Source organism: Octadecabacter algicola, from assembly GCF_021532625.1.
In the GTDB taxonomy this organism is placed as follows: Bacteria; Pseudomonadota; Alphaproteobacteria; order Rhodobacterales; family Rhodobacteraceae; genus Octadecabacter; species Octadecabacter algicola.
Genome location: NZ_JAKGAR010000004.1, coordinates 42,548 through 66,873 on the forward strand (window position 1 = coordinate 42,548; position 24,326 = coordinate 66,873).

At 53.6% G+C, this 24,326-nt stretch carries 24 protein-coding genes; 21 read left to right on the forward strand and 3 right to left on the reverse strand.

Features of this window, described 5'->3' with window-relative positions; all coding sequences use genetic code 11:
- Window positions 1-82 precede the first annotated feature (82 nt).
- The 5 genes from L0666_RS15295 (at window position 83) to L0666_RS15315 (ending at window position 4,653) form a co-directional block, all read left to right on the forward strand.
- On the forward strand, window positions 83-799 hold the full coding sequence (locus L0666_RS15295) for a CoA transferase subunit A (RefSeq protein WP_235262267.1): 717 nt from the start codon (window positions 83-85) through the stop codon (window positions 797-799).
- Entirely contained in the window at window positions 796-1,419 is a 624-nt protein-coding gene (locus L0666_RS15300) for a 3-oxoacid CoA-transferase subunit B (RefSeq protein ID WP_235262523.1), read from the forward strand. The genes L0666_RS15295 and L0666_RS15300 overlap by 4 nt, the downstream gene beginning before the upstream one ends.
- A gap of 184 nt (window positions 1,420-1,603) precedes the next feature.
- A complete protein-coding gene (locus L0666_RS15305) occupies window positions 1,604-2,611 on the forward strand; it encodes a lysylphosphatidylglycerol synthase transmembrane domain-containing protein (protein ID WP_235262268.1) in 1,008 nt (335 codons plus the stop codon).
- Complete coding sequence (locus tag L0666_RS15310) at window positions 2,608-3,912, forward strand: FAD-binding oxidoreductase (RefSeq protein ID WP_235262269.1); 1,305 nt, start codon at window positions 2,608-2,610, stop codon at window positions 3,910-3,912. Before L0666_RS15305 ends, L0666_RS15310 begins: the two co-directional genes overlap by 4 nt.
- Before the next feature lie 3 nt (window positions 3,913-3,915).
- On the forward strand, window positions 3,916-4,653 hold the full coding sequence (locus L0666_RS15315; RefSeq protein ID WP_235262270.1) for an SDR family NAD(P)-dependent oxidoreductase: 738 nt from the start codon (window positions 3,916-3,918) through the stop codon (window positions 4,651-4,653).
- A 29-nt stretch (window positions 4,654-4,682) separates the two neighbouring features.
- Here the strand turns inward: L0666_RS15315 and L0666_RS15320 are convergent, their stop codons facing one another.
- Window positions 4,683-6,110, reverse strand: coding sequence for a UbiA family prenyltransferase (locus L0666_RS15320; RefSeq protein ID WP_235262524.1), 1,428 nt, complete (start codon window positions 6,108-6,110; stop codon window positions 4,683-4,685).
- Window positions 6,111-6,120: 10 nt separating this feature from the next.
- Window positions 6,121-6,996: a lytic transglycosylase domain-containing protein gene (locus L0666_RS15325; RefSeq protein ID WP_235262271.1), complete on the reverse strand. Its 876-nt coding sequence runs from the start codon at window positions 6,994-6,996 to the stop codon at window positions 6,121-6,123.
- Window positions 6,997-7,349: 353 nt separating this feature from the next.
- On the opposite strand from L0666_RS15325, the gene L0666_RS15330 reads away from it, so the two are divergent.
- The 14 genes from L0666_RS15330 to L0666_RS15395 all read left to right on the forward strand — a co-directional run bounded on the left by L0666_RS15330 (window position 7,350) and on the right by L0666_RS15395 (window position 18,715).
- A complete protein-coding gene (locus tag L0666_RS15330; protein ID WP_216035577.1) occupies window positions 7,350-7,550 on the forward strand; it encodes a Flp family type IVb pilin in 201 nt (66 codons plus the stop codon).
- Between the two features lie 72 nt (window positions 7,551-7,622).
- Entirely contained in the window at window positions 7,623-7,823 is a 201-nt protein-coding gene (locus L0666_RS15335; RefSeq protein ID WP_216035577.1) for a Flp family type IVb pilin, read from the forward strand.
- Between the two features lie 67 nt (window positions 7,824-7,890).
- On the forward strand, window positions 7,891-8,079 hold the full coding sequence (locus L0666_RS15340; protein ID WP_235262272.1) for a Flp family type IVb pilin: 189 nt from the start codon (window positions 7,891-7,893) through the stop codon (window positions 8,077-8,079).
- 166 nt (window positions 8,080-8,245) lie between these two features.
- On the forward strand, window positions 8,246-8,431 hold the full coding sequence (locus tag L0666_RS15345; RefSeq protein ID WP_235262273.1) for a hypothetical protein: 186 nt from the start codon (window positions 8,246-8,248) through the stop codon (window positions 8,429-8,431).
- A 115-nt stretch (window positions 8,432-8,546) separates the two neighbouring features.
- The gene (gene cpaB / locus L0666_RS15350; protein WP_235262274.1) at window positions 8,547-9,404 is read left to right on the forward strand and encodes a Flp pilus assembly protein CpaB; all 858 of its coding nucleotides are present in this window, start codon (window positions 8,547-8,549) and stop codon (window positions 9,402-9,404) included.
- 268 nt (window positions 9,405-9,672) lie between these two features.
- Window positions 9,673-11,097: a type II and III secretion system protein family protein gene (locus tag L0666_RS15355; protein WP_235262275.1), complete on the forward strand. Its 1,425-nt coding sequence runs from the start codon at window positions 9,673-9,675 to the stop codon at window positions 11,095-11,097.
- Window positions 11,098-11,115: 18 nt separating this feature from the next.
- Entirely contained in the window at window positions 11,116-11,778 is a 663-nt protein-coding gene (locus tag L0666_RS15360) for an OmpA family protein (RefSeq protein ID WP_235262276.1), read from the forward strand.
- Window positions 11,779-12,054: 276 nt separating this feature from the next.
- Window positions 12,055-13,323 carry a CpaE/TadZ family protein gene (locus tag L0666_RS15365; RefSeq protein WP_235262277.1) on the forward strand — a complete coding sequence of 423 codons (1,269 nt, stop codon included), beginning with the start codon at window positions 12,055-12,057 and terminating at the stop codon, window positions 13,321-13,323.
- Window positions 13,324-13,335: 12 nt separating this feature from the next.
- A complete protein-coding gene (locus tag L0666_RS15370) occupies window positions 13,336-14,793 on the forward strand; it encodes a CpaF family protein (protein ID WP_235262278.1) in 1,458 nt (485 codons plus the stop codon).
- A 12-nt stretch (window positions 14,794-14,805) separates the two neighbouring features.
- Window positions 14,806-15,774, forward strand: coding sequence for a type II secretion system F family protein (locus L0666_RS15375; protein ID WP_235262279.1), 969 nt, complete (start codon window positions 14,806-14,808; stop codon window positions 15,772-15,774).
- A 5-nt stretch (window positions 15,775-15,779) separates the two neighbouring features.
- Window positions 15,780-16,757: a type II secretion system F family protein gene (locus tag L0666_RS15380; protein ID WP_235262280.1), complete on the forward strand. Its 978-nt coding sequence runs from the start codon at window positions 15,780-15,782 to the stop codon at window positions 16,755-16,757.
- 8 nt (window positions 16,758-16,765) lie between these two features.
- A complete protein-coding gene (locus L0666_RS15385) occupies window positions 16,766-17,326 on the forward strand; it encodes a tetratricopeptide repeat protein (protein WP_235262281.1) in 561 nt (186 codons plus the stop codon).
- Window positions 17,327-17,354: 28 nt separating this feature from the next.
- Complete coding sequence (locus L0666_RS15390) at window positions 17,355-18,212, forward strand: tetratricopeptide repeat protein (protein WP_235262282.1); 858 nt, start codon at window positions 17,355-17,357, stop codon at window positions 18,210-18,212.
- Between the two features lie 2 nt (window positions 18,213-18,214).
- Window positions 18,215-18,715 (forward strand): prepilin peptidase, encoded by a 501-nt coding sequence (locus L0666_RS15395; RefSeq protein ID WP_235262283.1) that lies wholly within the window; start codon window positions 18,215-18,217, stop codon window positions 18,713-18,715.
- Here the strand turns inward: L0666_RS15395 and L0666_RS15400 are convergent.
- Window positions 18,704-20,344: a hypothetical protein gene (locus tag L0666_RS15400; protein ID WP_235262284.1), complete on the reverse strand. Its 1,641-nt coding sequence runs from the start codon at window positions 20,342-20,344 to the stop codon at window positions 18,704-18,706. The two genes, L0666_RS15395 and L0666_RS15400, sit on opposite strands and share 12 nt — an antisense overlap.
- Window positions 20,345-20,500: 156 nt before the next feature.
- On the opposite strand from L0666_RS15400, the gene L0666_RS15405 reads away from it, so the two are divergent.
- Complete coding sequence (locus L0666_RS15405; RefSeq protein ID WP_235262285.1) at window positions 20,501-21,811, forward strand: ATPase; 1,311 nt, start codon at window positions 20,501-20,503, stop codon at window positions 21,809-21,811.
- Window positions 21,812-21,923: 112 nt separating this feature from the next.
- Window positions 21,924-24,323 (forward strand): ligase-associated DNA damage response DEXH box helicase, encoded by a 2,400-nt coding sequence (locus L0666_RS15410; RefSeq protein ID WP_235262286.1) that lies wholly within the window; start codon window positions 21,924-21,926, stop codon window positions 24,321-24,323.
- Window positions 24,324-24,326: the final 3 nt, after the last annotated feature.

Below are 24,326 nucleotides of genomic sequence, written 5' to 3' on the forward strand. Positions count from 1 at the left end.
TAAATTGCGCTGCGGTGCAGCAATTTCATTGACTTCCCGTCAACCGCTCGCTTGAATGCGGCAAATTTACACGGGGGGTTAAATGAAGAAGATCTATCCAAACGCCGCTGCGGCCCTTGATGGGTTGCTACATGACGGCATGTTTATCGCAGCGGGGGGGTTTGGCCTTTGCGGTATTCCTGAATTGCTGCTTAGCGCGATTAAGGATGCTGGCACCAAAGACCTGACATTTGCATCTAACAATGCGGGCGTCGATGATTTCGGGATCGGCATTTTGCTGCAAACTCGTCAGGTCAAAAAGATGATCAGCTCATACGTTGGAGAAAACGCAGAATTCATGCGTCAGTATTTGTCCGGTGAACTGGAGTTGGAATTCAACCCACAAGGCACACTGGCCGAACGCATGCGTTCTGGCGGCTGCGGCATCCCCGGGTTTTACACCAAAACTGGCGTTGGCACCGTGATCGCGGACGGCAAAGAACACAAAGATTTTCCCACAGGCGCTGATGGCGCCATGGAAACCTACATCATGGAAAACGGTATCTTTGCCGACCTCGCCATTGTGAAGGCATGGAAGGCAGATGAAACCGGCAACCTTATGTTCCGCAAAACCGCACGCAACTTTAACCCGCCTGCCGCCATGTGCGGAAAAACCTGCGTCGTTGAAGTCGAAGAAATCGTGCCAACAGGCTCGCTTGACCCCGACAGCATCCACTTGCCCGGCATTTACGTGCACCGGATCATTCAGGGCGACCACGAAAAGCGCATCGAACAGCGCACCGTTCGGGAGAAAGCATAATGTGGGATCGTAACCAAATGGCTGCACGCGCAGCTGAAGAACTCGAAGACGGTTGGTATGTAAACCTTGGCATCGGTATTCCGACACTCGTTGCAAACTACGTCGGTGACAAAGACATCACGCTGCAGTCCGAAAACGGCATGCTTGGTATGGGCCCCTTCCCATTTGAAGGCGAAGAAGACCCTGACCTGATCAACGCGGGCAAGCAAACCATCACTGAAATGGACCGCACAGCCTATTTCGACTCAGCGCAATCCTTCGGCATGATCCGTGGCGGCAAAATCGCGGCTGCGATTCTTGGCGCGATGGAAGTTGACGAAAAGGGCGACCTTGCGAACTGGATGATTCCGGGCAAGCTCGTCAAAGGTATGGGCGGCGCGATGGATCTTGTTGCTGGCGTTGGCCGCGTGATCGTCGTGATGGATCACACCAACAAACATGGCGACAGTAAGCTGCTGAAAGAATGTACTTTGCCGCTGACAGGTAAGGGCGTTGTTGATCGAATTATCACCAATCTTGGCGTTCTGGACGTCGTTGAAGGTGGGTTGAAGATCGTTGAGTGCGCTGATGGCGTCAGCGAGGACGATCTGCGCGCCGCGACAGAAGCGACAATCATCTAAGGCGACCAAGCCTGCTGCTGATTGAGGCCCATTAAACCACGCCGGAAGCATATATATTGTTTCCGGCGTTTTCTATTCGGCGCCTTGCCCCCCTGTTTGACGATTGCCCCCGCAAAACCGTTTCCGTATCGTGCACAAAGTCATAGTGTCGCCCTATTCTGTCGCTAATCGCGAAAGGATGAGCATGAGCAGTTCAAACACATCTCAGGTCGCTTCCACGCCCGCCCGTAAGGGTACAGGGCGCCGTTGGCGTGACATCGCGCTATTGGCTGCCCTGTTTGCATTTGTGATTGCTGGCTTGGCGGGGCTAGCCGCCGCAACCGGTTGGGAAGAGACCAAGCACCAGTTGATGCAATTGACGTTTGGCCAAATTGCCACCCTTCTCGCCCTTAGCCTTGTGAACTACCTGTTTCGAGGCGCGAGGTGGCACCTGTTTTCAAACCGATTAGGGCTCCCGACGACGTTGATGCAAGATTTGCGCCACTTTCTTGGGGGGTTTGCGATGTCCGTAACACCAGGTCGGGTCGGCGAACTCATCCGTATGCGCTGGTTACGCCGTGAGACCGGTTGGGCGGTTGAGCGCACAGCCCCACTGGTGTTGATGGATCGCGCATCTGACCTTGCCGCGATGGCCTTGATCCTTGCAGGCTGCATTGCCATGTCTGCTGGAGGTATTGCGATGGCGTTGCCTGTGGCTGCACTCGCCTTGGTCGCAGCATTTGTTGCGACCCGTCCTAAATTGCTCGCGGCGTGCATCACCCTTCTTTACCGCGTCATTGGCCGTTTTCCCCGTCTGATGGCACGGATCCGTATCGCCGCAAAGTCCCTTGGGGTGTTCTCAAGTGGCCCGATCATGGCGACGGCGCTGACGCTCGGTCTGATCGGTTGGGTCGCGGAAGGTTATGCATTTCACATCTTATTGATGTGGATGGGCGCTGACATTGGCCTTGCCAAAGCCATTGCTATTTTCACATTCTCGACCCTCGCGGGTGGCCTAACGGGTGCACCAGGCGGCGTCGGCGGGGCTGAGGCGGCTATGGTCGCCTTGTTGGCACTCGAAGGCGTGCCGCTAGAGATATCCATCCCCGCAACCGCAGTCATTCGCCTTACAACACTCTGGTTTGCGATCCTGATTGGTTTGGCGGTCTTTCCACTCGCCGAGCGAATGTCAGCAAAGGCCGAAACCAAATGACCGATCGAAACTCGACTGAATATGCTGGCTGGGGCCGCGCCTTGCGCGCGAATGGTGTCCTTGCGCGGCCAAATACACAATCAGAAATAAACGCCAACGCCCCCGCAATCGGCAATCGCCGCAGTTATGGCGACGCCGCCCTGATTACGGGCGGTACAGCACAAGATTTAACACAGCTTGATCGGATTATCGCATTTGATCGAACCACAGGCCTTTTGACCGTCGAAGCTGGAATTTCCTTGGGCGAACTTGCCCGCGTGCTTGCGCCCCAAGGGTGGCTTCCAGCTGTGCTTCCGGGCACTGGGTTTGCAACAGTCGGTGGCGCCATTGGCATGGATGTGCATGGCAAAAACCACCATCATGTTGGCAGCTTTTGCCAACACGTGACCTCAATCACATTGATCCAAGGCGAAAAGACCAAAACGATCACGCCAAAATCCGGCAGCATTTGGAAAGCCACCTGCGGTGGTCTTGGCCAAACAGGCATCATAGTTCAGGCAACGCTGCAACTGTCTCAGGCTCGTGGGGACATGATGTTGGTCAGCGAACAACGCGCCACAGATTGGGACCACCATATCGCCCTGCTGGATGGGTCTGATGCGCCCTACACGGTCGGTTGGATTGACGCGATGGCGACGGGGACTTCGCTTGGTCGTGGTATTGTTGAAGAAGGTGAAATCTGCCGCGGGCTAAAACCCACAGCGCGCGGATCAAAAAAGATCCCCTTTGACGCGCCACATCTGGCCCTAAGTAGTCCCATCGTGCGGGCCTTCAATGCTCTCTATTACCGTCGCGTTCCCAAATCAGGCCGAACGGTTGTACGCCCCATCAACGATTTCTTCTTCCCGCTTGATAAAATCCACGACTGGAACAAGCTCTATGGCAGGCGTGGATTTCATCAGTTCCAATGCGTCGTTCCGCTAAACCAATCCAGTGTACTCCGTGAGATGATGGAAAAGGTTGCAAGCTCTGGCCTCGCCTCCCCTCTCGCAGTGCTCAAACGCATGGGCGCGGGGCTGAATGGGGAAAGCGCAGGCTACATGTCCTTCCCTATGGAAGGCTACACATTGGCGATTGATTTCCCAAACCGGCCCGCTGCCCGAGATCTGATTGCCAAGCTAGAATCCCTCGCGTTGAAGGCCAATGGCCGCATCTACCTTGCCAAAGACGCGCTCAGCACGGGCACAGCAATCAAATCGATGTACACCGACCACCCCAAATGGGCGGCTGCCACGGCCAAAGCCGACCCGCACAAACACCTACAAACCGACATGACACGCCGTTTAGACTTAAGGACGTAAACTATGACCGATACTTGGATTATCCTTGGCGCAAGCTCTACCATCGCCAAGGCATTCACCCGCTCCGTCGCCGAAACTGGCGCGCACGTGATCCTTGCCGGTCGCCGCATGGACGACCTTGAGGCGAGCGCCGCTGACGCCTCTGCGCGCAGTGCAACTGGTGCTACCCCGGTTGCTTTTGACGCACGAGATCCCGCAACCTTTCAACCGATCATTGATGCCGCGATTGCCACAGGCGGCACGATCAATTGCGCCGTGTTCGTCGGCTCTATGCCAAGCCAAGATGACATCAACGCTGACCCTGCCCTCGTGGATGGAACAATTGCTGACAGCTTCACTGGCCCCGCACGGTTCTTGCAGATGCTTGCGCCCGTCCTAAGCGAACAGGGAAGCGGTTCCGTTGTCGGTGTCGGTTCTGTTGCCGGTGATCGTGGGCGTGTCGGGAATTATGTTTATGGGGCAGCTAAGGCTGGCTTTGCGACTTACCTCAGTGGGCTACGCAACCAATTGGGACGCAATGGAGTCCACGTTCTTACCGTTAAACCGGGTCCAGTTGACACGGTTATGACCCAAGGGCTGGGTGATCAGCCGTTCATGACGACAGCTGATGCAGTCGTCGCTGACATCCACAAGGCCCTGCGCAAGAAACGCAATACTCTCTATACGAAATGGATTTGGTGGCCTGTGATGACTGTGATTAAACTGATCCCAGAACCGATCTTCAAAAAGATGTCGATCTAGGCGTATTGTTATCGCCCGCCTTTGTGTTGTCAGCCAAATAAGCGGGTAAACCATTCGGTCCACAATCCAGCCGCGTAGAATAACAGAGAAAGCGTGATCAGGAGGTATCCGATTCCACGCATGTCCGTCATCGCGAACACGATCGGATCATAGTCCATTTTACCCATATAGCCGAGCCGGATCATCCGATAGAGCCACGCTGCTATCGGCAGCAAGGCAAACCACATCAGCCATTGATCCGGATAAAGAGATAATGCCTGATCCGAGTATGAATACAAAAAGAAGATAACCAAAGCACCCACCATGCCCAGCGCCGACATGTTCAACAAATCACCCATATCGCCGCGCGCATAGCCGCGCCCAGGAAGTCGCCGGTCATCCTTTGCAAGTGCCAGTTCCGTCATGCGTTTAACGCAGCCAAGAGCGACAAATACGGGAAAGATGAAGATCAGCATGTAGACCGATGCGTCCACCCCACTGGCCGCAGCGCCTGCAACGACGCGTAACGTATAGAGAGACGCAAGAGTCGCGATATCGATCCAGCGCAAGCGCTTTAGGCGCAGCGAATAAGCGAGGGAGAGCGCCATGTAGACGGCCACGACACCAAACATCTCCCATGACAGCATAAACGCCAGCCCCAGTGCCAATACACCAAGCCCGACGCACGTCAGCATCCCGATAGGAATTGGGACTGTTCCGGCCGCGAATGGCCGCTTGCATTTTGTGGCATGCAAACGGTCGGCTTCTATGTCCAGCAGATCGTTCACAATATAAATACAGGACGCTGCCGCCGAAAAACTAACAATCCCAAGGCAAACAGCCAAAAAGGTATCCAGAAAAAAGGCGTGTGCTGCGATCAGTGGCAGGAACAGCAGAACATTCTTCACCCACTGGTGCGGCCGCATGGATTTCAGCACGGCGCGGGGTGACCAACCGCCCCTCACCTTTGTCACACTCTCTAGCCCCTTTGCACCGCCACCGGCATCGCCAACGACAATTGCGTGATCCGCATGATCCCAAATCAGGCGATCCACCTTATCGTTGCCCGCATAATCAAACCCCGATTCGCCATAGACGGCGACCAGTGCATCCGCTTTGGCCTGCCCTTTGAGGTTCACACCATTCTCGGACGCAAAGACCCGCTCAATTCCGTAGTGATCTGCCAAGGGCTGCACGACCGATACATCCGAAGCACTGGCAATCGCCAGCTCGCGACCTTGGTCTCGCGCAACAAGCGCCATTGTCGCTATATCTTCGTGGACAGGCAAAAGATCGACCCGCAAGGGCGCAATACGTGCAATTTCGGCTTTGAATGCGGCGCGATCCTTAACCAAAGCGAATGCCTTGAGAGTGGCAACAGGGTCGGTTCCGAACCCTTTCCAGATGCCTTCTAGCAACATGTCCGTGCGTAACAATGTTCCGTCCGCGTCCAGAACGAGAGGCTTGCCGTTATTCATGTCAGGCACATTATCCCCCGTTGACGGCAAAAACGCAGCCGTCTGTCACCAATTCCGGTGGTGTAATACATAGACCGCGCGCCACTTCCCATGCTGCAAGGACTTTGGGAACATAGGCCCGCGTTTCGGCATAGGGCGGGATGCCGTTATTATTACGAACGGCGCCTTCACCCGCATTATAACCTGCCAGAGCAAAGATAACGCCGTTATCGAATTCGTTTAGCAACCAATCCAAATATGCCGTGCCGCCCTTAATATTGTCTTGAGCGTTAAATGCATCCGTCACGCCAAACCGATCCGCTGTAGGCGGCATCAATTGCATAAGTCCCTGTGCGCCCGCTGAACTAACTGCGTCAGCACGCCCAGCGCTTTCGACTGAAATCACCGCAAGAACCAAGGCCGGTGAAACGTTTGTGCCAATTGATGCCGTTAATATCTCAACGCCGAAACGGTCAGCCAGCTCCGTCATACCTTGTAAACGAGGCGCTGGAACGGCTTGTCCCTCGGGTGCGCTGCGCAACGCGGCGACTGCTTTTTCAAGGCTAAAGCTGTGGGCATCGTCCAGAGATGGCGAAATCGCCTCCCAATACCATTCGACACCGTTTGGCGCGGGGGCCAGACCTGCGATCGCTGGTGCACTCGGTGCGCGGGGCGTAGCGCTGGCCGAACCAGCGGCGGATGGCGCCGATGGCCCAGACGGCGCGGTTGGTGCGACTTGTACGGTTATCCGGTTTGTAGCCCCAGCCTGCGGAACGCCAACGCGCCTGAATGTAAAGTCACTTTGGGAAAGATGACTTTCTGCCGCACTTATAGATGCAGAGCCGACGGCGAGCGCCAATGCCCCACATTGCGCGAACAATGTCACTGTTTTCTTGCTACGCCGCATTTGTGCGGTCCTTGCCTGCCTCGTGTTAAGGGCAATGTAGCAGACAATCGTATCGCTAATCCACATATTCGTGAACAATCCAGCAACAACTAGGCAAACTGGACACGTTTTCGAAACGTGATTTGGTATGATTGAAATTATATATACTTTATTTTTGTTGAAAAACAATAACTTAACTGAATTGCCGGCAAAAAGTTAAGAGGATGCAAAATTGCACGATTGCTGTCTAATTCCTGCCCCATTCGAAGTGCAAAAACTCCTCATCAAGACGGCAAGCGCATCAACAAGAGGCCGGTGCACAGAGCGAACCGCCTAAGATAGTGAAACTGAGAAAACCCTGAGGAGGGAATACAATGCTTAACTTTATTAAAAACTTCCGCAACGACGAAGACGGCGCCGTAACTGTTGACTGGGTTGTTCTGACAGCCGCAATCGTTGGTCTTGGCATCGCAGTTCTGACATCTGTTGGTGGCGGTACTATGTCTGCTTCCGACACACTGTCCGGCGATCTGGCCACAGTGAATGATCTGGTTCCAGACTTCTCTGCTCTTTAATTCAATTCGACCTCGGCCAGTCATTGGCTGAGGTCACCCCCCTTATTCAATACACACACGTGGAGACTACACATGCTTAACTTTATCAAAAACTTCCGCAACGACGAAGACGGCGCCGTAACTGTTGACTGGGTTGTTCTGACAGCCGCAATCGTTGGCCTCGGCATCGCAGTTCTGACATCTGTTGGTGGCGGTACTATGTCTGCTTCCGACACACTGTCCGGCGACTTGGCCACAGTGAATGATCTGGTTCCAGACTTCTCTGCTCTTTAAGCTAATCGGGTCTCAGCCTTCCTGGCTGGGACCCAACACGTTCGCCGACATATTACTGGAGACAACTATGTTTAACTATTTCAAAACCTTTCGTGCTGATGAAGACGGCGCAGTTACAGTTGACTGGGTTGTTTTGACAGCGTGTATCGTTGGCCTCGGAATTGCGGTTTTGACTGTTGTTGGTGAAGGCACCATGGAGCTTAGCCGCAAGCTTAGCTCACAGCTTTCTGCGCAGACCATCGCGAACTACAACTAAGTCAGATTTCAAGATTTGAACGACGGGCTGCATCTTTGATGTGGCCCGTTGTCGTCTGCAGCCTACCCGAGCTGCGCTTTCTACAAACGAACACTGTGTGCTCGTTTTTCTGCCACATTCAATCGCCACAGATATACCAAGTTTATATCTAGCTGAGGAGCTAACAATGTTCAATTTTATCAAGTCCTTCCGCAAACAGGAAGACGGCGCAGTCACAGTAGATTGGGTTGTTCTGACAGCCGCGATTGTCGGCCTTGGCATCGCGGTCATTACCACTGTCGGTCGCGGCGCAACAGACCAAGCAACTGGTCTCGCTGGAACAATGAGTGCCGTTACAGTAGTGGAATTCTAATCCCCCCCGCGTCGACATGGGTAAAAAAACAGGTTAAACGAGAAAAACCGTAGCCCACAGACGCGACAACTATGTCGACGTTGGCTTCCACCAGCGAAATCCGGAAGGAAAGACAATGCGAGCAGTTTTCGGACTTGTCCTTATAGTTGGCATGGGCCTTGCAGGCTTTGCTATCTACATGGTGCAGGGATATTTTGAACAGCAAAATGCAGCCCTTGCACAACAACGAGCGGCAAACCAACAAGCCGTTCAGACCGTTAACGTGTATGGGGTTAACCGTGTCATTGAACACGGCGAACAAATCGCCCCTGAAGACGTCATCATTATCAAATACGCTGAACCCTTCCTTCCGGAAGGTGTGTTCTTCACTTTAGAAGATCTGTTCCCAGATGGACCCGAAGAAATGCGCGTTGTCACGCGTCAGCTTGAAGCAAACGAACCTATCCTGGCTGTTAAAGTGACCGAACCAGGTGAAGTGGCCGGTATCACCGCCCTTCTCGCACGTGGTATGCGCGCTTTTGCAATCGAAGTGGATGTTTCGTCCGGTGTATCCGGGTTCCTTTCTCCTGGTGACCGCGTTGACGTCTATTGGACGGGTCGCGTGGACAACTTTGATGGCGGACGTGGCGGCGAAGTAACCAAACTTATCCAAGCGAACATTCCATTGGTCGCAATTGACCAAACCTCGGAAAGCGGCCGTTCAGGTGCAACGATCGCCCGCACGGTCACTGTTCAGGTCACACCGGATCAAGTGGCTGCACTGGCGCAAGCCCAAGCCACTGGCAATCTGTCACTGTCTCTTGTGGGTCGTGAAGATGATACCGTTGCTGGCGCGATTGAGGTCGACCAAGCCAGCCTGCTGGGACTCGTCGCTCGCGAAGTAGAACCCGAACTGCAAGAGGAAGAAGTCTGCACAATCCGACAACGCAACGGAACAGAGGTCGTCGAAATCCCGATCCCTTGTCCAGAATGAGTTAAAGGATAGCCCTTGGGCAAAGGGACAGCGCCCGCGCAGGGATGTCCAATTGCACAAATGCAACCTCAACATGAAAGACGCCCCAGCCCCGCTGTGGCGTCTTTTTTTATGGATTAAGTGCTTGGCTGCGCTGATTGTTGCAACTTATCCACATAAAGTTTCCGCTCCAGTGTATTGATTCTTGCAAAAAATGCAGTTTTGGCGCAGGTTCATTTCAATGACGGGCAAAAGCCTGCATCGGGCGTGGCATTAGAGGCAGTCACATATGACATATGATAGATTATTGAAGGCAGCCATTACTGGTTTCGCCTTTGCAGTTAGCAGTATCCCTTCCATGGTTTCTTCGGAAACTTTGCAAGTTATGCGGGGCGCTCCTTCGAGCGCGCTGAACGTTCCCATGAACCGGGCCGTCGTGGTTGAAAGCGATGTACCATTCACAGAACTTTCCATCGCAAACCCTTCGATCGCGGACATTTCTTCGCTTTCGGATCGCACTATCTACGTGCTGGGTAAGGTTCCGGGGCGAACAACGCTGACCCTTTTGGGGGGCGACGGGCGACTTATTACCAACGTCGAAGTCCACGTAACTCCGGACATTGCAGAATTCAAAGAACGTCTGGAGCAAATCCTTCCGGGTGAAAACATCGAAGTTCGCACCGCAAATGACGGTATCGTCCTTTCCGGCACCGTTTCTTCGATCGCACGTCTTGATCGCGCACTGGAACTAGCGGATCGCTACGCACCTGAACGGGTTTCTAACCTGATGACGGTTGGTGGTACCCAGCAAGTTATGTTGCGCGTTCGCTTTGCAGAGATGCAGCGTTCTGTTTCCAAGTCTCTCAGCTCTTCACTGGCCTTGGGCGGCGACACATTGGGCGGGGACCTGGGCCTAGCACTCGGCACTGGCTCGACAGTTACTGCCGCGGGGCAAGCTAATTCCTTGTCCGGCAACACGCCTGGTACCAATGATAACTCAGGCGCATTCTTGTTTGGCTTCAACGCCGGCGGCATCGAGGTCGGCATTTTGCTTGAAGCTTTGGAAAGCCGCGGCGTTGTTCGTACATTGGCTGAACCAAACCTGACTGCTTTGTCCGGTCAGGAAGCAAGCTTCTTGGCGGGCGGCGAGTATCCTGTGCCTGTTTCACAAGACGCCGACACAATTACCGTTGAATATAAGCCTTTCGGCATCGAGCTGAACTTTATTCCACGGGTTATCGACGGTGACATTATCAATCTAGAACTCGACGCGTCTGTTTCGTCACTCGATCCAGCGAACGGATTTACTTCGAACGGCTTTAGCGTCGATGCTTTCAAAACACGCCGTACTTCAACGACAGTTGAAATGCGTGACGGAGAGAGCTTTGCAATTGCAGGTCTCTTGTCTGATGATTTCGTTGACCTTTCTGGCCAAGTGCCATGGGCAGGCGACATTCCGGTTCTTGGCGCATTGTTCCGCTCTGCGGAATATGCCCGCCAGCAAACAGAACTCGTCATCATCGTGACACCGCATCTTGTGACCCCGACCCGTGGTGAGGCTCTGGCCCTTCCAACGGATCGTGTCCGCCCACCGACCGAACGTGACTTGTTCTTGTTTGGCCGCGTTGCAGCAGACAATGCACCACAACAAGGTGGCGCAGGAGAGGTTGCACGTCAGGACTTCAGCGGCTCTTATGGCTACGTGTTGGACTAAGAAATGGGATTTGGGGCAATGAAAACGACAGCAGTTCTTACCGCAACAGTGCTCGCCCTTACGGGTTGCACTGGCGGCACCGCCACCCAATGGCGTGATTTCAACACTCGTGAGGCGGGTTCAGAAATCGACAGTGGCTATTTTGGCAATGCAACCATGAACAACAATCAGGTTCAAACGGATGGCAGCGCCATGATGCTGAACTTGAACCGTCGTTTCTCGAATGAAGTGAACACGTCCGTAACGTTCGCGTTCAACTCCACGGTTCTTGATGCCAATGCACGCGCTACGCTGCAGCAGCAGGCGTCTTGGATCCGACAGTTCCCAGAAATCCGGTTCAAAGTCTTTGGCCACACGGACCTTGTGGGGTCGACGTCTTATAACCGTCGTCTTGGATTGCGCCGCGCGGAAGCCGCCGTTCTCTACCTCACAAGTCAGGGGATCAGCCGTGATCGGCTTGAAGCCGTCGTTTCTTTTGGTGAAACACAGCCATTGATCGTCACCGAGGGTCAAGAACGCCGCAATCGTCGCACAGTGACAGAAGTGTCCGGTTGGGTGAGCACAGCAAACGACATGCCGCTAAACGGCCGCTACGCCGAAGTGATTTTCCGCGAATACGTGGATAGTGCAACAGCACCTCAAGGCCTAGCAGCCGAAGGTATCGAGTCGATCGCGCAGTAAGTCTAAACCGCGCAACCACAGTCAAAGCGACAGTCAGGGGCCTTTCGAGGCCCCTTTTCGCATCCAAAACAGGTCAAATTCGGAAACAACGGCGCGTTTTTTGGCTCACCGTCTACAGATACCGCACAAATGGGCCTTTCTGGCCCCAATCTTGCCTCCTTCTGGGATCAGAAACAGATCTAACAGAGCCCCAGTTGTGTCTTTTTGCACGTGGGACCGTCAAATCGGTGGGCAGGGAATCTGCCGCACTTCGTCGAGTTAGAGGATCAAGAGGCAATGAGTAGTTTAAATATGTTACAGCCTGAACCACAGCCTATCACTGCATGTACCATAAGCCGGGACGTACAAAACTTTGATTTATTGATTGAAGACATGGAAGCCTGCCTAGGCGAAAGCTGGGGTGATCTCGGGTTTGGGGACGCATTACCGTTCCTCGAACAGCCCGAAGCATCCGAGCTCGAATTCCTAGCGATCGCACTGGATGAAGAAGATGAGGCTGATCTTTCGATCATCTCAGAGATCATTCGCACTGCAAAAACAAAAGATATTAAAGTCTTGCTAATTGCCGAGGATGTTTCTCCGGCGTCACTGCATGGCTTGCTGCGCGATGGCGGCGACGAATTTGTGCCCTACCCTCTTCCAGAAGGTGAATTGGCACAAGCAATCGAACGCGTCCTGACCCCACCAGAACCTACTCATATTGCACCAGAAATTCAGAACACTCTGAAGGCATCTGGCACCCACAACGGCGTCGTCATTCCTGTTCAAGGTATGGCTGGCGGTACAGGTGCCACGACCTTGGCTGTGAACCTTGCTTGGGAACTAGCCAGCATTCAGCCACCGAAGGTTAAAGGCGCGGAGCCGGAAAAAGGCCCACGTGTTTGCTTGTTGGATCTGGATTTCCAATTTGGATCCGCATCTACGTACCTCGACCTGCCGCGCCGCGAAGCTGTGTTCGAGATGCTGCAAGATACTGAAAGCATGGACAGCGAATCCTTTATGTATTCCCTGTTGTCGTACGAACAGAAACTGCAGGTGCTAACAGCCCCAACCGATCTGATTCCATTGGATTTAATCACACCGGAAGACATTCACCGCCTCATCGAAATGGCGCGCACGAACTTCGACTACGTCGTGATTGATATGCCAAAGACCATGGTTGAGTGGAGCGAAACAGTTTTGCAGGCCGCTCACGTTTATTTCGCGACGCTCGAATTGGACATGCGTTCGGCACAAAATACATTGCGGATCAAACGCGCGCTGCAGTCTGAACAACTTCCATTCGAGAAGCTACGGTTCGTTTTGAACCGCGCGCCGAAATTCACGGATTTGAACGGCAAAAGCCGCATCAAACGTTTGGCAGAAAGCCTGGGTATTTCGATCGAAGTTCTACTTCCTGATGGCGGTAAGGTCGTGCCTCAGAATGCCGACCACGGCGTCCCCTTGGCCGAAGGCCTTGCAAAAAATCCGTTACGCAAAGAAATCGCAAAGCTTGCCCAGTCGGTTCACGCAGTGAATTCAGCCGACGAAGCCGCAACTGCATAAAGGTGGAACACCATGTTTTCCAAGTATAAAAAGACCGATCCTTTGGTGGCAAAAGCCACTGCTGCCGCGCCAAAAGCTGCAAGCAATGTGACGAAAATTCCGGCGCCGGCTGCAGAACCTGCCGCCGCGCGTTCTACGGTCATGAAGCAAGCGCCCGTCAAGGCGGTTGCAAGTGCTGGAGACAAAGAAAAGAAACGCAAAGAGCGTCTGGGTGACATCAAGCTGGAACTTCACAAATCCCTGCTCGACAACCTGAACCTCGCCGCGCTGGAAAACGCTACCGACCAAGATCTGAAAGCTGAAATTCAAGCCATTGCCCAGGAAAGCTTGGAAGAAATGGGCGTGGTCTTGAACCGCGAAGAACGCCAGCAACTGACCAAAGAATTATTCTATGAAGTAAAAGGCCTTGGGCCGCTGGAAACACTTCTGCAAGACGAGTCTGTGAACGATATTCTCGTGAACGGCCCACAGCAGATTTTCGTGGAACGCGCAGGTAAACTTCAGCTGACAGACATCACATTCAAAGATGAAAAGCATCTGCTGCGGATCATCGATAAAATTGTTTCGGCGGTTGGTCGTCGTGTCGATGAATCCAACCCTTACGTCGATGCGCGCCTTCAGGATGGCTCTCGTTTCAACGCCATGGTCCCGCCAGTTGCGGTTGATGGATCGCTCGTTTCCATTCGTAAGTTTAAGAAGGACAAGCTCGGCATCGATGACCTTGTGCAGTTCGGCGCCTTCACTGAGGAAATGGCCGCATATCTACAGGCCGCTGTGTCCACTCGTCTGAACATTATCGTGTCTGGTGGTACGGGTTCTGGTAAAACGACCACGTTGAATGCCTTGTCATCCTTCATCGACAACGATGAACGCATCCTAACAATTGAGGATACTGCGGAACTTCAGCTGCAACAAACGCACGTTGGCCGGATGGAAAGCCGTCCACCGAACGTTGAAGGAAAAGGCGAAGTGTCCCCGCGGGACTGTCTGAAAAACGCACTGCGTATGCGACCTGACCGTATCATCGTAGGTGAAACCCGTGGCGAAGAAGTTATCGATATGCTTCAGGCCATGAACACAGGCCACGATGGTTCCATGACAACAATTCACGCCAACTCTGCGCGTGATGGTGTGTCTCGTTTGGAAAACATGATCGCAATGGCCGGTATCGAAATGCCACTTAAGGCGGTTCGTTCTCAGATTTCGTCTGCGGTGAACCTGATCGTGCAGGCGTCTCGTCTGCAGGATGGTTCGCGTCGTATGACGTCCATTACTGAAATCACCGGTATGGAAGGCGACGTTATCTCGATGCAAGAAGTCTTCAAGTATCAGCGCGTTGGCCTGACACCTGACAACAAAATCATTGGCCACTTTACGGCGACTGGTGTGCGGTCCCACTTCTCTGAGCGCTTCAAGCTTTGGGGTTACGATTTGCCGCCTGCAATCTTTGAACCCGTCGCAGCGCAATAAGGTTTTAGAAACATGACCATTTCAGCTGAACCAATCATCTATGCCCTGATCTTTGTGGCCTGTATTGTGTTGGTGAACGGTGTCTACCTTGTCGCATTCGGCAAAAGCATCAACTTCAACAACAAGGTGAACCGTCGCCTGGATCTGCTTGAAAAAGGCGGCAACCGCGAAGAGGTGCTGGACAAACTCCGCAAGGAGATGAGCCAGCACATGGATTCTCAAAAAATCCCGCTGTACTCACTTTTGGCGAACAAGGCCCAAAAGGCCAACATCGCGTTTTCCCCTGCACAACTGATAATGATGATGGTTGTCATGTCCGGCGTTGCGTTTATGGGCCTCACTGTCGGCACAGCCACATCCCTCCCAATTCGCGCAGCTGTGTCTATCGCAATGGGCGTCGGAGGCATTTTCTTTTGGGTCAACAGCAAGGCCAAGAAGCGTATCGCTATGATCGAAGAACAGCTGCCAGATGCGGTTGAACTGATGGTTCGTAGTTTGCGCGTTGGTCACCCGTTTAGCTCTGCTATCGCGATTGTAGCCAAAGAAGTGCCCGACCCTCTTGGTACTGAAATGGGTGTGATTTCGGATGAAGCGGCTTATGGCCGCGACATGGGTGATACCCTCAAGCAAATGGCCGAGCGCATGGACATGCAAGATATGCGGTTCCTTGCGGTTGCTGTGACCATTCAGCAGACTGCGGGTGGTAACCTCGCTGAGATTTTGCACGGTTTGGCACAGGTGATCCGCGCCCGTTTCAAATTGTTCCGCCGCGTGAAAGCGATCACCGCTGAGGCGAAATGGTCCGGCATGTTCTTGTCCGTATTTCCTTTGGCGGCCCTTGTTGGCATCAACCTGATCCAGCCGAACTACTACGACGATGTCAAAGAAACATCTGCCTTCATTCCGGCCTGTCTGGTTGTGGCCGGTTTCTTGATCACAAACGTGATCGTTATGCGTCGTCTCGTTAACATTAAGGTGTAACCAAAATGGGCCTTCTAGATACAATCAACGCGAAACTCATCGATCTGCTTGGCCCGTTCGGTCCGCTCATGGCGATCGGTATGCTCGGCGTTTTGCTGATCCTGCTGGTATTGCCAGCCATGTTTCAAAAGCAGGAAGATCCTCTTGATAGGCTCAAGGCCAACAGCGCGGCCAATATGGGCAAGTCGCCCGAAGCGTTGCGTGCGTCTCAGGGGACAGACAAGCTGGACAAATATTCCGACTTTCTGGAACCAAAAGATGTCGAAGAATACACCGCCATCCGCCTAAAGCTGATCCAAGCGGGCTACCGCACCAAATCCGCAGTGAAGACATACCACTTCGCCCAATTTGCGTTGGGTATTGGCTTGCTCTTATTGGGCGTTGTCTACGCGATCTACAAATCGTCTACCGGTGATCCGTCAACCAAGTCGACTTTGCTGTCGATCTTTATTCCGGGTCTGGCAGGTTACTACCTGCCCAAATGGTGGGTCGGCAAACGCCAAAAGGCGCGCCAAGAAGAAATGATTAATGGCTTTCCAGACAGCTTGGACATGATGCTTGTCTGCGTAGAAGCGGGCCAGTCTTTGGACCAATCCATTATCCGCGTGAGCCAAGAGCTGAAATCAGGTTTCCCTGCCCTGGCCGAAGAATATGAAACTGTCAGCCACGAAATGAAAGCTGGTAAAGACAAAACCCAAGTTCTGCGGGACATGTCCGAGCGCTGCGGCGTGTCCGACATCGCATCCTTCGTGACCGTTCTGATCCAAAGCCAACAGTTCGGTACATCCATTGCCGAAGCCTTGCGCGTGTTTTCTGCGGAAATGCGGGACAAACGGGTGATGCGGGCGGAAGAAAAAGCCAACACATTGCCGACAAAAATGACACTCGCGACGATGATGTTGACGGTTCCGCCGCTTCTTATTATCCTCATCGGCCCATCTGTTCATAATATTTACGTAACGTTGAACCAGGCAAACTTCTAAAGGCAAAGATGCTCAAATCAGGAATGATGATATCGGCTTTCGCCGTCCTGACCGCCTGTGGTCAGGGCGGCTTTGCGCCTTCTGATGGGGACCGAGTTTTTGCACCTGGTGTTGCGGGCGCGTCTGATATTGATGGTCTAATGGTTGGCCATCGCCTAATGGCTGCTGGGGAATACGACCTCGCGCTGCGTGCCTATACGCGGGCCGCCGGCCAGCAAGGGTTGAACGTCGATACGTTATCGGCCCTTGGCTCTGCCAACCTAAAGCTGGGCCGCTTGGGACAAGCCGAACAACTCCTGAGACGCGCCGTCGAAGAAGACCCTGCTTTTGCAGCCGCATGGAACAATTTGGGCGTAATATTGATGGAACGAGGCAAAACCTCGGAAGCGGCACAGGTTTTCCGTCGCGCATTTGCCACGGATAACGGCAATTCTGACGAAATACGTGACAACCTACGCTTGGCGCTCGCTAAATTGGAAAATCCGTTTAATACTGGTGAACAAGAGAACGAACCGTTCCAATTGGTGCGGCGGGGAACGGGCGACTTTGTCCTCCTGTCGACACTGTAAGAGACAGAGCAGTAAAAGGACGCAAAACATGCGCCACCCTATTCTTCTTTCCGCAGCCCTAATGGGCTCGTTTGCGTTATCCGCATGCGATCAATCTGGCGATGCACAGGTTGAACGTGCGTTGCAAGACGTGAATGTCGTCGATGAAACCAACCTCAACGATGTGATGTTGACCGTTGCGGACCCGAACGAGGCCGTGAACTATTTCCTTCGGGCCTCAGCAAACGACCCCGGCCGCATTGACTTGATGCGGGGGCTTGCAACATCTCTTGTTCGTGCCCGCCGCCCCTCTGAGGCCGTGACTGCATGGCAAGCGGTTGTAGATCACGAAGAAAGCCTGACAAACGACAAGATCGATTTGGCTGATGCGATGATCCGGACCAATGATTGGGACTCTGCCGAAGCCGTGCTGGACTCCATTCCCCCGACACATGAAACATTCAAGCGTTATCGCCTCGAAGCAATGGTCGCGGACAGCAACGAAGAATGGGACAACGCCGACAGCTTCTATGAAACTGCAGTTGGGCTCACCACGTCACCCGCTGGCGTTTTGAACAACTGGGGTTTTTCCAAACTGACACGAGGCGATTATGCTGGTGCTGAACGTTTGTTCACTGACGCATTGCGCAATGATGCTGATCTGTTCACCGCCAAGAACAACCTTGTTTTGGCCCGTGGTGCGCAGCGCAACTACGACCTGCCCGTCATTCCGATGAGCCAGATCGAACGCGCGCAATTGCTCCATACGCTTGCGTTGACAGCAATCAAACAGAACGACCTGACGATCGGTCGCGGCTTACTGCGCGAAGCGATCGACACGCACCCGCAACACTTTGAAGCCGCAGTACGTTCCTTACGCGCGCTCGAAGACAACGTGACGAACTAAACGTGGTCTCGGTTACGGTCACGCAATCGATTGCGTTTTTGATATTCGTAGCGCCGCTGTGCATCTATGTGGCGTGGAATGACCTGCGGGCGATGAAGATCCCCACATGGTCCACGGATGCCTTGGCAATCGTGTTCGTCGTTGTCGGTGTTTTCGTGATGCCGTTTTCCGAATATGCGTGGCGTTACAGTCACTTCTTCGTCGTTCTTATCATCGCAATGGTGCTGAACGCGATTGGCGCCATGGGGGCTGGCGATAGTAAATTTCTGGCATCTGCGGCACCTTTTGTGCACTTAGACGACGTCGGATTTATCTTTATTCTACTTGGCGCGGGTATCTTTGCAGGCCTTCTTATTCATCGCATTGCAAAGGCTATTCCGGCGGTACGAAACCTCGTTCCAGATTGGGAAAGCTGGGACCAAGGGAAACGGTTCCCCCTCGGATTTCCGATGGGCGCTGTGCTGATTATCTATCTGGCGTTTCCGCTGCTACTACTGATCTAGTTCGTACAGAATATATAGCTCGGTGCGACGAAGTTCTGTCAGTGTGATGTCCCCTGCCTCGATCATCTCTGTCAGATCTCCTAAGATTATCTTTTGCACTGACTGCGCGACTGGGCACAGCGGCAACAATACATAATCCGCGTCCTGCAAACCCGGCACACCGCCATAATACCACGGCGCACCTTGATCCAAAGGTTCGAGCTCACCAAACACCCAATGGCTCGAGAAGACATCCGCCGCAAAGAGCGACTTGCCTTGCGCCAACCCTTCGGCTTCGAGCTCGCGCGTGATTGTGTCCATGATGTTTGGCAGTCCAAGTTCAACAGCGCATGTTGGTATTTCAACACCCATGAAGTCGGGAACAGTCGAGCGGTCTGGATACTGTGCCAGCCCCGCAACTTGACCGTCCAACGCCACCCGCGCATCAACGCGGTTCACACGCAGATCATACCCTTGCAAGTCGGTATGGACTCCGCTGCGCGGCAAGATGGGAGCGTATTTGGCCGTCTCAACGTTCAAATGCCGGAACGGGCTAGACGCGAGGTTAAAGAACGACGGTATCGCTAAGGCCATCGCGATGGCCGCAACGATGCCAATAGCATCTTTCAGATTCCAACCCCAACTGTTCACAACGTCTTCAGCCTGAGGGCGCAGCGCCAACAACAATACAGCCAACAAAAGCAACCATTGTGGATCGTTGCCGAAATTCTGAAACGTGACATAGAAGAAACCGGGCAAAAGCAACAAAAGTACTAGGCCACCAGTCGCGACCTTGGCTTGTCGAAGAAATACCACCCCCACGACAGCGGCGATCGAACCACCCAAATAGGCTGGTGCTCCCATCACAAGAGAAAATGACTCCCCCGGTGCCGAGCGTATTTCGGATCCAGCTACCGTGAGCAGATCCCCCGCATAAGCCATCCAGAAATCAACGCCTGTGAAGGCCGTAATCAATGCGACGACCACAAGGCCTGTCATGACTGCAACACCCAAAGCACGACGTTGACCCGTCAATACCAACGCCAAGACAATTGGAACGGCGAAAGAGACAAAATAAGTCATCTTGATAAGCGCCATTACGCAGACCAAAAGACCAATAATTATGCCATCCAAAGTGGCGGCCCCCCCTGATTGGCTGTCGCGTTTTGGTGGGATCAAAGCTGCGACAATGGCCAAGAACGCTGCGGCCCATGCCAATCTATTGTAATGCATGGAAATCGAAATGGACTGCTCTGACTCGCCGTGAACGAGGGCCAACAACATCACCATGACGATTAAGCCAAACAAACGCGCCAACCATGGCTGCATCCGTACGCCCGCAATCCAGATAACCATTGGCAAGAAGACCACCGCAGCAAGAACCTGCGCCCAGATCACTGCCATACCAATACCAAGTCCAGCCTTAACCAGCATGGCAATCGGCCAGAACGCCAGCACACCAATCGGCGTCATGAAATCCAAATGCGGGATCTGCCCGTCGGCCATGCGCAGCACAATCTGGATCAGGTGCAGCGTGTCGCCTTCGTGTTTTCCAACGTAAAGGCCGCCCTTTAGAACGGCCACTCCCCCCAAAAGCACGAGTACAACGATTAGGAATACGGTCGAAACCGTCTGATTTTTAATGTTCATGCCTGCCTCTGGAACGGTTTTGTCCCTTTTTTCGACACAATAGTCAGGCAAACCCATTTATGTAAACCTTTCCACGCGTTCGGGCGAAATCCGTCTGAAGTGTGTGTTTGGGCCACAGAAACGCGCAAAATGGCGCAAAGACACGGGCAAATAGAGATGAACATGCAAGTTTCAGGCGTAATGGCACCGCCGCCACCTAAGACCCTTGAGGCAATGGCGCTTTCACCAGTGATGATCCGAGACATTCTGATCAAAACGATGTTCCGGACCAATCTGGAAAACGTATCCGCAATCGCCAAAGCGATCTGTTTGCCGATTAACGTCACTCAGCAAATTGTTGACGAAGCCCGCGAACAACGACTTTGCGAAGCGACAGGTACCTTGAACGCCAACAATGGCAACGAGATGGGCTATCAGTTGACGGATGCAGGCAAAGCGCGTGCGCTGGATGCTCTCGCACAGTCTGAATACTTCGGTGCGATGCCCGTGCCGCTGGAAGTGTACCGCGAACAAGTCGAACGTCAGTCCATCCGTAATATCCACGTCACCCGCGATCAATTGATCGCAGCCATGGGGCACCTTATCCTACCACCCGACCTTTTGGACCAGCTTGGACCCGCCGTTGGCGCAGGTCGCTCGATCCTAATGTATGGCCCTCCGGGCAACGGTAAGTCCGCGATTTCAAACGGTATTCGTGATGCGCTGGGTGACAAGATCTTTATCCCTCGTGCCATCGAATATTCAGGTCAGGTGATCACAGTCTTTGACCCGATTGTGCATTCCGCTGCCGAAGCTGACGTTGATGACCCAAATTCTTTGCGCCGCACGTCTGGCCGCTATGACACTCGCTATGTGAAATGCGAACGCCCAACGGTTGTAACAGGTGGTGAATTGACCGTCTCCATGCTCGACCTCGTGTATAACCCGACCGCACGGACCTATCAGGCGCCGTTGCAGTTGAAATCCTCTGGCGGCATCTTCATCATCGATGACCTTGGTCGCCAAGCCGAACCCCCACAGGCCATCGTGAACCGTTGGATTGTTCCACTGGAAGAAAACCGCGATATCCTTGCGCTGCAGTCTGGTGAAAAGTTCGAGGTGCCGTTTGACACGCTCGTCATCTTCTCCACCAACTTCCACCCCAACGAGATTTTCGATAAAGCGGCGTTGCGTCGTATTTTCTACAAGATCAAGATCGACGGGCCTGACCAAGAAGGCTTCTTAAAGATTTTCGCGATGATGGCGCGCAAACGGAAGATCCCGTTGGATGAGGCCGCTCTCGTGCACCTCTTGCAGAAGAAATACCCGACGATTGATAATATCTACGCCAACTATCAGCCGATCTTCTTGATCGACCAGATGATCGCAATCTGTGAATTTGAAGGCATTCCATATCAGATGTCTCCGGATTTGATTGATCGCGCATGGGCCAACATGTTCGTCAAAGAAGAAAAGATCGTACATTAACGGGGCCCTACACACTCCCTTTATTTCAAGGCCCGCTGTTCGCAACAAACGAACAGCGGGCCTTTTGCCTTTTCCAGCTTGACGTTCTGTTCTCTTGCCGCACTTTGGTGGGATGGATTTACCCGCTCACTTTTCTGACTGGTTCTCAACGAAAGGCTGGTCGATCCATCCCCATCAGCAAGAGATGTTGGATCGTTCTAGCGAGCCGTCATTATTGTTGATCGCCCCTACAGGCGGCGGCAAAACGTTGGCGGGGTTTCTTCCTAGCGTGGTCGAACTTTCCGACGGTGATCACGACGGGCTGCACACGCTTTATGTTTCGCCCCTCAAGGCACTTGCAGCGGATATCAAGCGCAACCTTGGCACGCCAATTGCCGAAATGGACCTGCCGATAAGGGTTGAGGATCGAACGGGCGACACATCCTATACCCAGAAAAGAAGACAGCGTGCAGACCCGCCTCACATTCTGCTGACTACGCCTGAAAGCCTCGCGTTGTTGGTCAGTTACGAAGACGCCCCACGTATTTTCAAGGGGGTGCAACGGATCATTATAGACGAAATCCATGCACTCGCCGAAAGCAAACGGGGTGATCAATTGATGCTCGCAATAAGCCGCATTCAAGCGATGTCACCCGATCTGCGGCGGGTTGGGTTATCTGCCACAGTCGAAGACCCTGCCGCCATTGCCCACGAGCTGGCAAAGCATCCTGATCCCTGCCCCATCGTGCTGGCTGACCCGGGGCCAGACCCAGATATTTCTATGCTCGTAACCGAAGAAAAACCACCATGGTCGGGCGGAGGCGCTAAATATTCGATCCCCGCAGTGCTAGACATGGTGAAACAGCACAAGACCACGCTCATCTTTCACAACACGCGAGCACAGGCTGAAATCTACTTTCACAACCTTTGGCTCGCCAATGACGACGCCCTTCCAATTGGCATCCATCACGGCAGCTTGTCCCGCGACCAACGCGCCAAGGTCGAAGCCGCTATGGTGCGCGGCGATCTACGGGCGATTGTCTGCACAGGATCACTGGACCTTGGCATTGATTGGGGAGACGTGGATCTGGTGGTGCAAATCGGCGCGCCCAAAAACGTCAAACGACTGATCCAGCGGATCGGGCGCGCAAATCACCGATACAATGCACCCTCAAAGGCAGTTCTGGTCCCCGCCAATCGTTTCGAAGTTGTGGAATGTGTCGCGGCACTTGAGGCCGCAAAAGACCGCGACCTTGACGGTGATCCCAAGGGGGATGGCCCACGAGACGTCCTATGCCAGCATATCCTGATCACAGCTTGTGCTGCTCCATTTGATGCAACAGACCTGTTCCAAGAGGTAAAGACGGTCGGTGCATATAGCACCCTTAGCCGTGCGGCGTTTGATGATTGTCTCGAATTCTGTGCGACGGGTGGCTACGCTCTACAGGCCTATGATCAATGGAAACGCCTGAAAGAGGTCGGCGGGACATGGCAGCTGCGCGACCCAAGGTCCGCCGCCCGCATCCGCATGAACATCGGAACAATCTTTGACATCGAGACGCTGAAGGTAAAGTTTCGCCGCTCTCCTAAGACCTTGGGCGAAGTCGAAGAGAGTTTCGCAGCCACCCTGACGCAAGGCGATACCTTTCTGATCGGTGGACAAATCGTACGCTACGAAGGGCTCAACCAACTGGTGGTGGAAGTCAGCCGAGAGAAGGGACGAACGCCCAAAGTCGCAACGTTTTCGGGAACGAAGTTCGCGACCTCAACCCAACTCAGCCAACGTATCCTGTCCATGTTCAATCGTGACACTTGGCCACTGCTACCTGCTCACACCACTGAGTGGCTTCAGCTTCAGCGGGAGATGTCGAAACTGCCACAAGCTGGGCGTATTCAGGTCGAAACCTTCCCCCAAGACGGCCGCGAAAACATGGTCGTTTATGGATTTGCGGGGGTGAATGCCCATCGCACGCTGGGTTTGATCTTAACGCAACGTATGGAGGCTGCAGGTCTCAATCCGCTTGGCTTTGTAGTGACGGATTACGCGCTGTTGATCTGGGGGCTGACCCCTGTCACCAATGTTGCGCCCTTGTTTGCCCCTGAAAACATCCGCGACGGGCTAGAAACATGGCTGCAAGGCAACGCCGTTATGAAGCGCACGTTCCGCATCGCCGCAACCGTGGCGGGCCTGATTGAACGCAACAGCCGTCAGGGCCGAAAATCCGGACGGCAGGCCACGTTTTCTAGTGACATTCTTTATGACACTTTGGCCAAATACGACCCCGATCATCTGATGTTGCGGATCACCCGCGAAGAAGCCATGCGCGGGATGGTCGACTTTGGTCGCATCGAAGAAATGCTGCAGCGTACAAAGGGGCAAGTCGATCATATCGTCGTTGACCGCATCACGCCGCTCGCTGCGCCGTTGTTTTTGGAACCAGGGCGCATTCCGGTATTTGGCGAAGGGCGCGACAAACTCCTACAGGACAAAGCTGCAGAACTGATGCGCGAGGCCGGCTTATCCGACATATAAGAC

What these genes read in the sequence shown, in the direction of transcription:
- L0666_RS15295 (WP_235262267.1), top strand. Translation starts at nt 83, where the DNA reads ATGAAGAAGATCTATCCAAACGCCGCTGCGGCCCTTGATGGGTTGCTA.
- L0666_RS15305 (WP_235262268.1), top strand. Translation starts at nt 1,604, where the DNA reads ATGAGCAGTTCAAACACATCTCAGGTCGCTTCCACGCCCGCCCGTAAG.
- L0666_RS15310 (WP_235262269.1), top strand. Translation starts at nt 2,608, where the DNA reads ATGACCGATCGAAACTCGACTGAATATGCTGGCTGGGGCCGCGCCTTG.
- L0666_RS15315 (WP_235262270.1), top strand. Translation starts at nt 3,916, where the DNA reads ATGACCGATACTTGGATTATCCTTGGCGCAAGCTCTACCATCGCCAAG.
- L0666_RS15320 (WP_235262524.1), bottom strand. Translation starts at nt 6,110, where the DNA reads ATGAATAACGGCAAGCCTCTCGTTCTGGACGCGGACGGAACATTGTTA.
- L0666_RS15325 (WP_235262271.1), bottom strand. Translation starts at nt 6,996, where the DNA reads ATGCGGCGTAGCAAGAAAACAGTGACATTGTTCGCGCAATGTGGGGCA.
- L0666_RS15330 (WP_216035577.1), top strand. Translation starts at nt 7,350, where the DNA reads ATGCTTAACTTTATTAAAAACTTCCGCAACGACGAAGACGGCGCCGTA.
- L0666_RS15335 (WP_216035577.1), top strand. Translation starts at nt 7,623, where the DNA reads ATGCTTAACTTTATCAAAAACTTCCGCAACGACGAAGACGGCGCCGTA.
- L0666_RS15340 (WP_235262272.1), top strand. Translation starts at nt 7,891, where the DNA reads ATGTTTAACTATTTCAAAACCTTTCGTGCTGATGAAGACGGCGCAGTT.
- L0666_RS15345 (WP_235262273.1), top strand. Translation starts at nt 8,246, where the DNA reads ATGTTCAATTTTATCAAGTCCTTCCGCAAACAGGAAGACGGCGCAGTC.
- cpaB (WP_235262274.1), top strand. Translation starts at nt 8,547, where the DNA reads ATGCGAGCAGTTTTCGGACTTGTCCTTATAGTTGGCATGGGCCTTGCA.
- L0666_RS15355 (WP_235262275.1), top strand. Translation starts at nt 9,673, where the DNA reads ATGACATATGATAGATTATTGAAGGCAGCCATTACTGGTTTCGCCTTT.
- L0666_RS15360 (WP_235262276.1), top strand. Translation starts at nt 11,116, where the DNA reads ATGAAAACGACAGCAGTTCTTACCGCAACAGTGCTCGCCCTTACGGGT.
- L0666_RS15365 (WP_235262277.1), top strand. Translation starts at nt 12,055, where the DNA reads ATGAGTAGTTTAAATATGTTACAGCCTGAACCACAGCCTATCACTGCA.
- L0666_RS15370 (WP_235262278.1), top strand. Translation starts at nt 13,336, where the DNA reads ATGTTTTCCAAGTATAAAAAGACCGATCCTTTGGTGGCAAAAGCCACT.
- L0666_RS15375 (WP_235262279.1), top strand. Translation starts at nt 14,806, where the DNA reads ATGACCATTTCAGCTGAACCAATCATCTATGCCCTGATCTTTGTGGCC.
- L0666_RS15380 (WP_235262280.1), top strand. Translation starts at nt 15,780, where the DNA reads ATGGGCCTTCTAGATACAATCAACGCGAAACTCATCGATCTGCTTGGC.
- L0666_RS15385 (WP_235262281.1), top strand. Translation starts at nt 16,766, where the DNA reads ATGCTCAAATCAGGAATGATGATATCGGCTTTCGCCGTCCTGACCGCC.
- L0666_RS15390 (WP_235262282.1), top strand. Translation starts at nt 17,355, where the DNA reads ATGCGCCACCCTATTCTTCTTTCCGCAGCCCTAATGGGCTCGTTTGCG.
- L0666_RS15400 (WP_235262284.1), bottom strand. Translation starts at nt 20,344, where the DNA reads ATGAACATTAAAAATCAGACGGTTTCGACCGTATTCCTAATCGTTGTA.
- L0666_RS15405 (WP_235262285.1), top strand. Translation starts at nt 20,501, where the DNA reads ATGAACATGCAAGTTTCAGGCGTAATGGCACCGCCGCCACCTAAGACC.
- L0666_RS15410 (WP_235262286.1), top strand. Translation starts at nt 21,924, where the DNA reads ATGGATTTACCCGCTCACTTTTCTGACTGGTTCTCAACGAAAGGCTGG.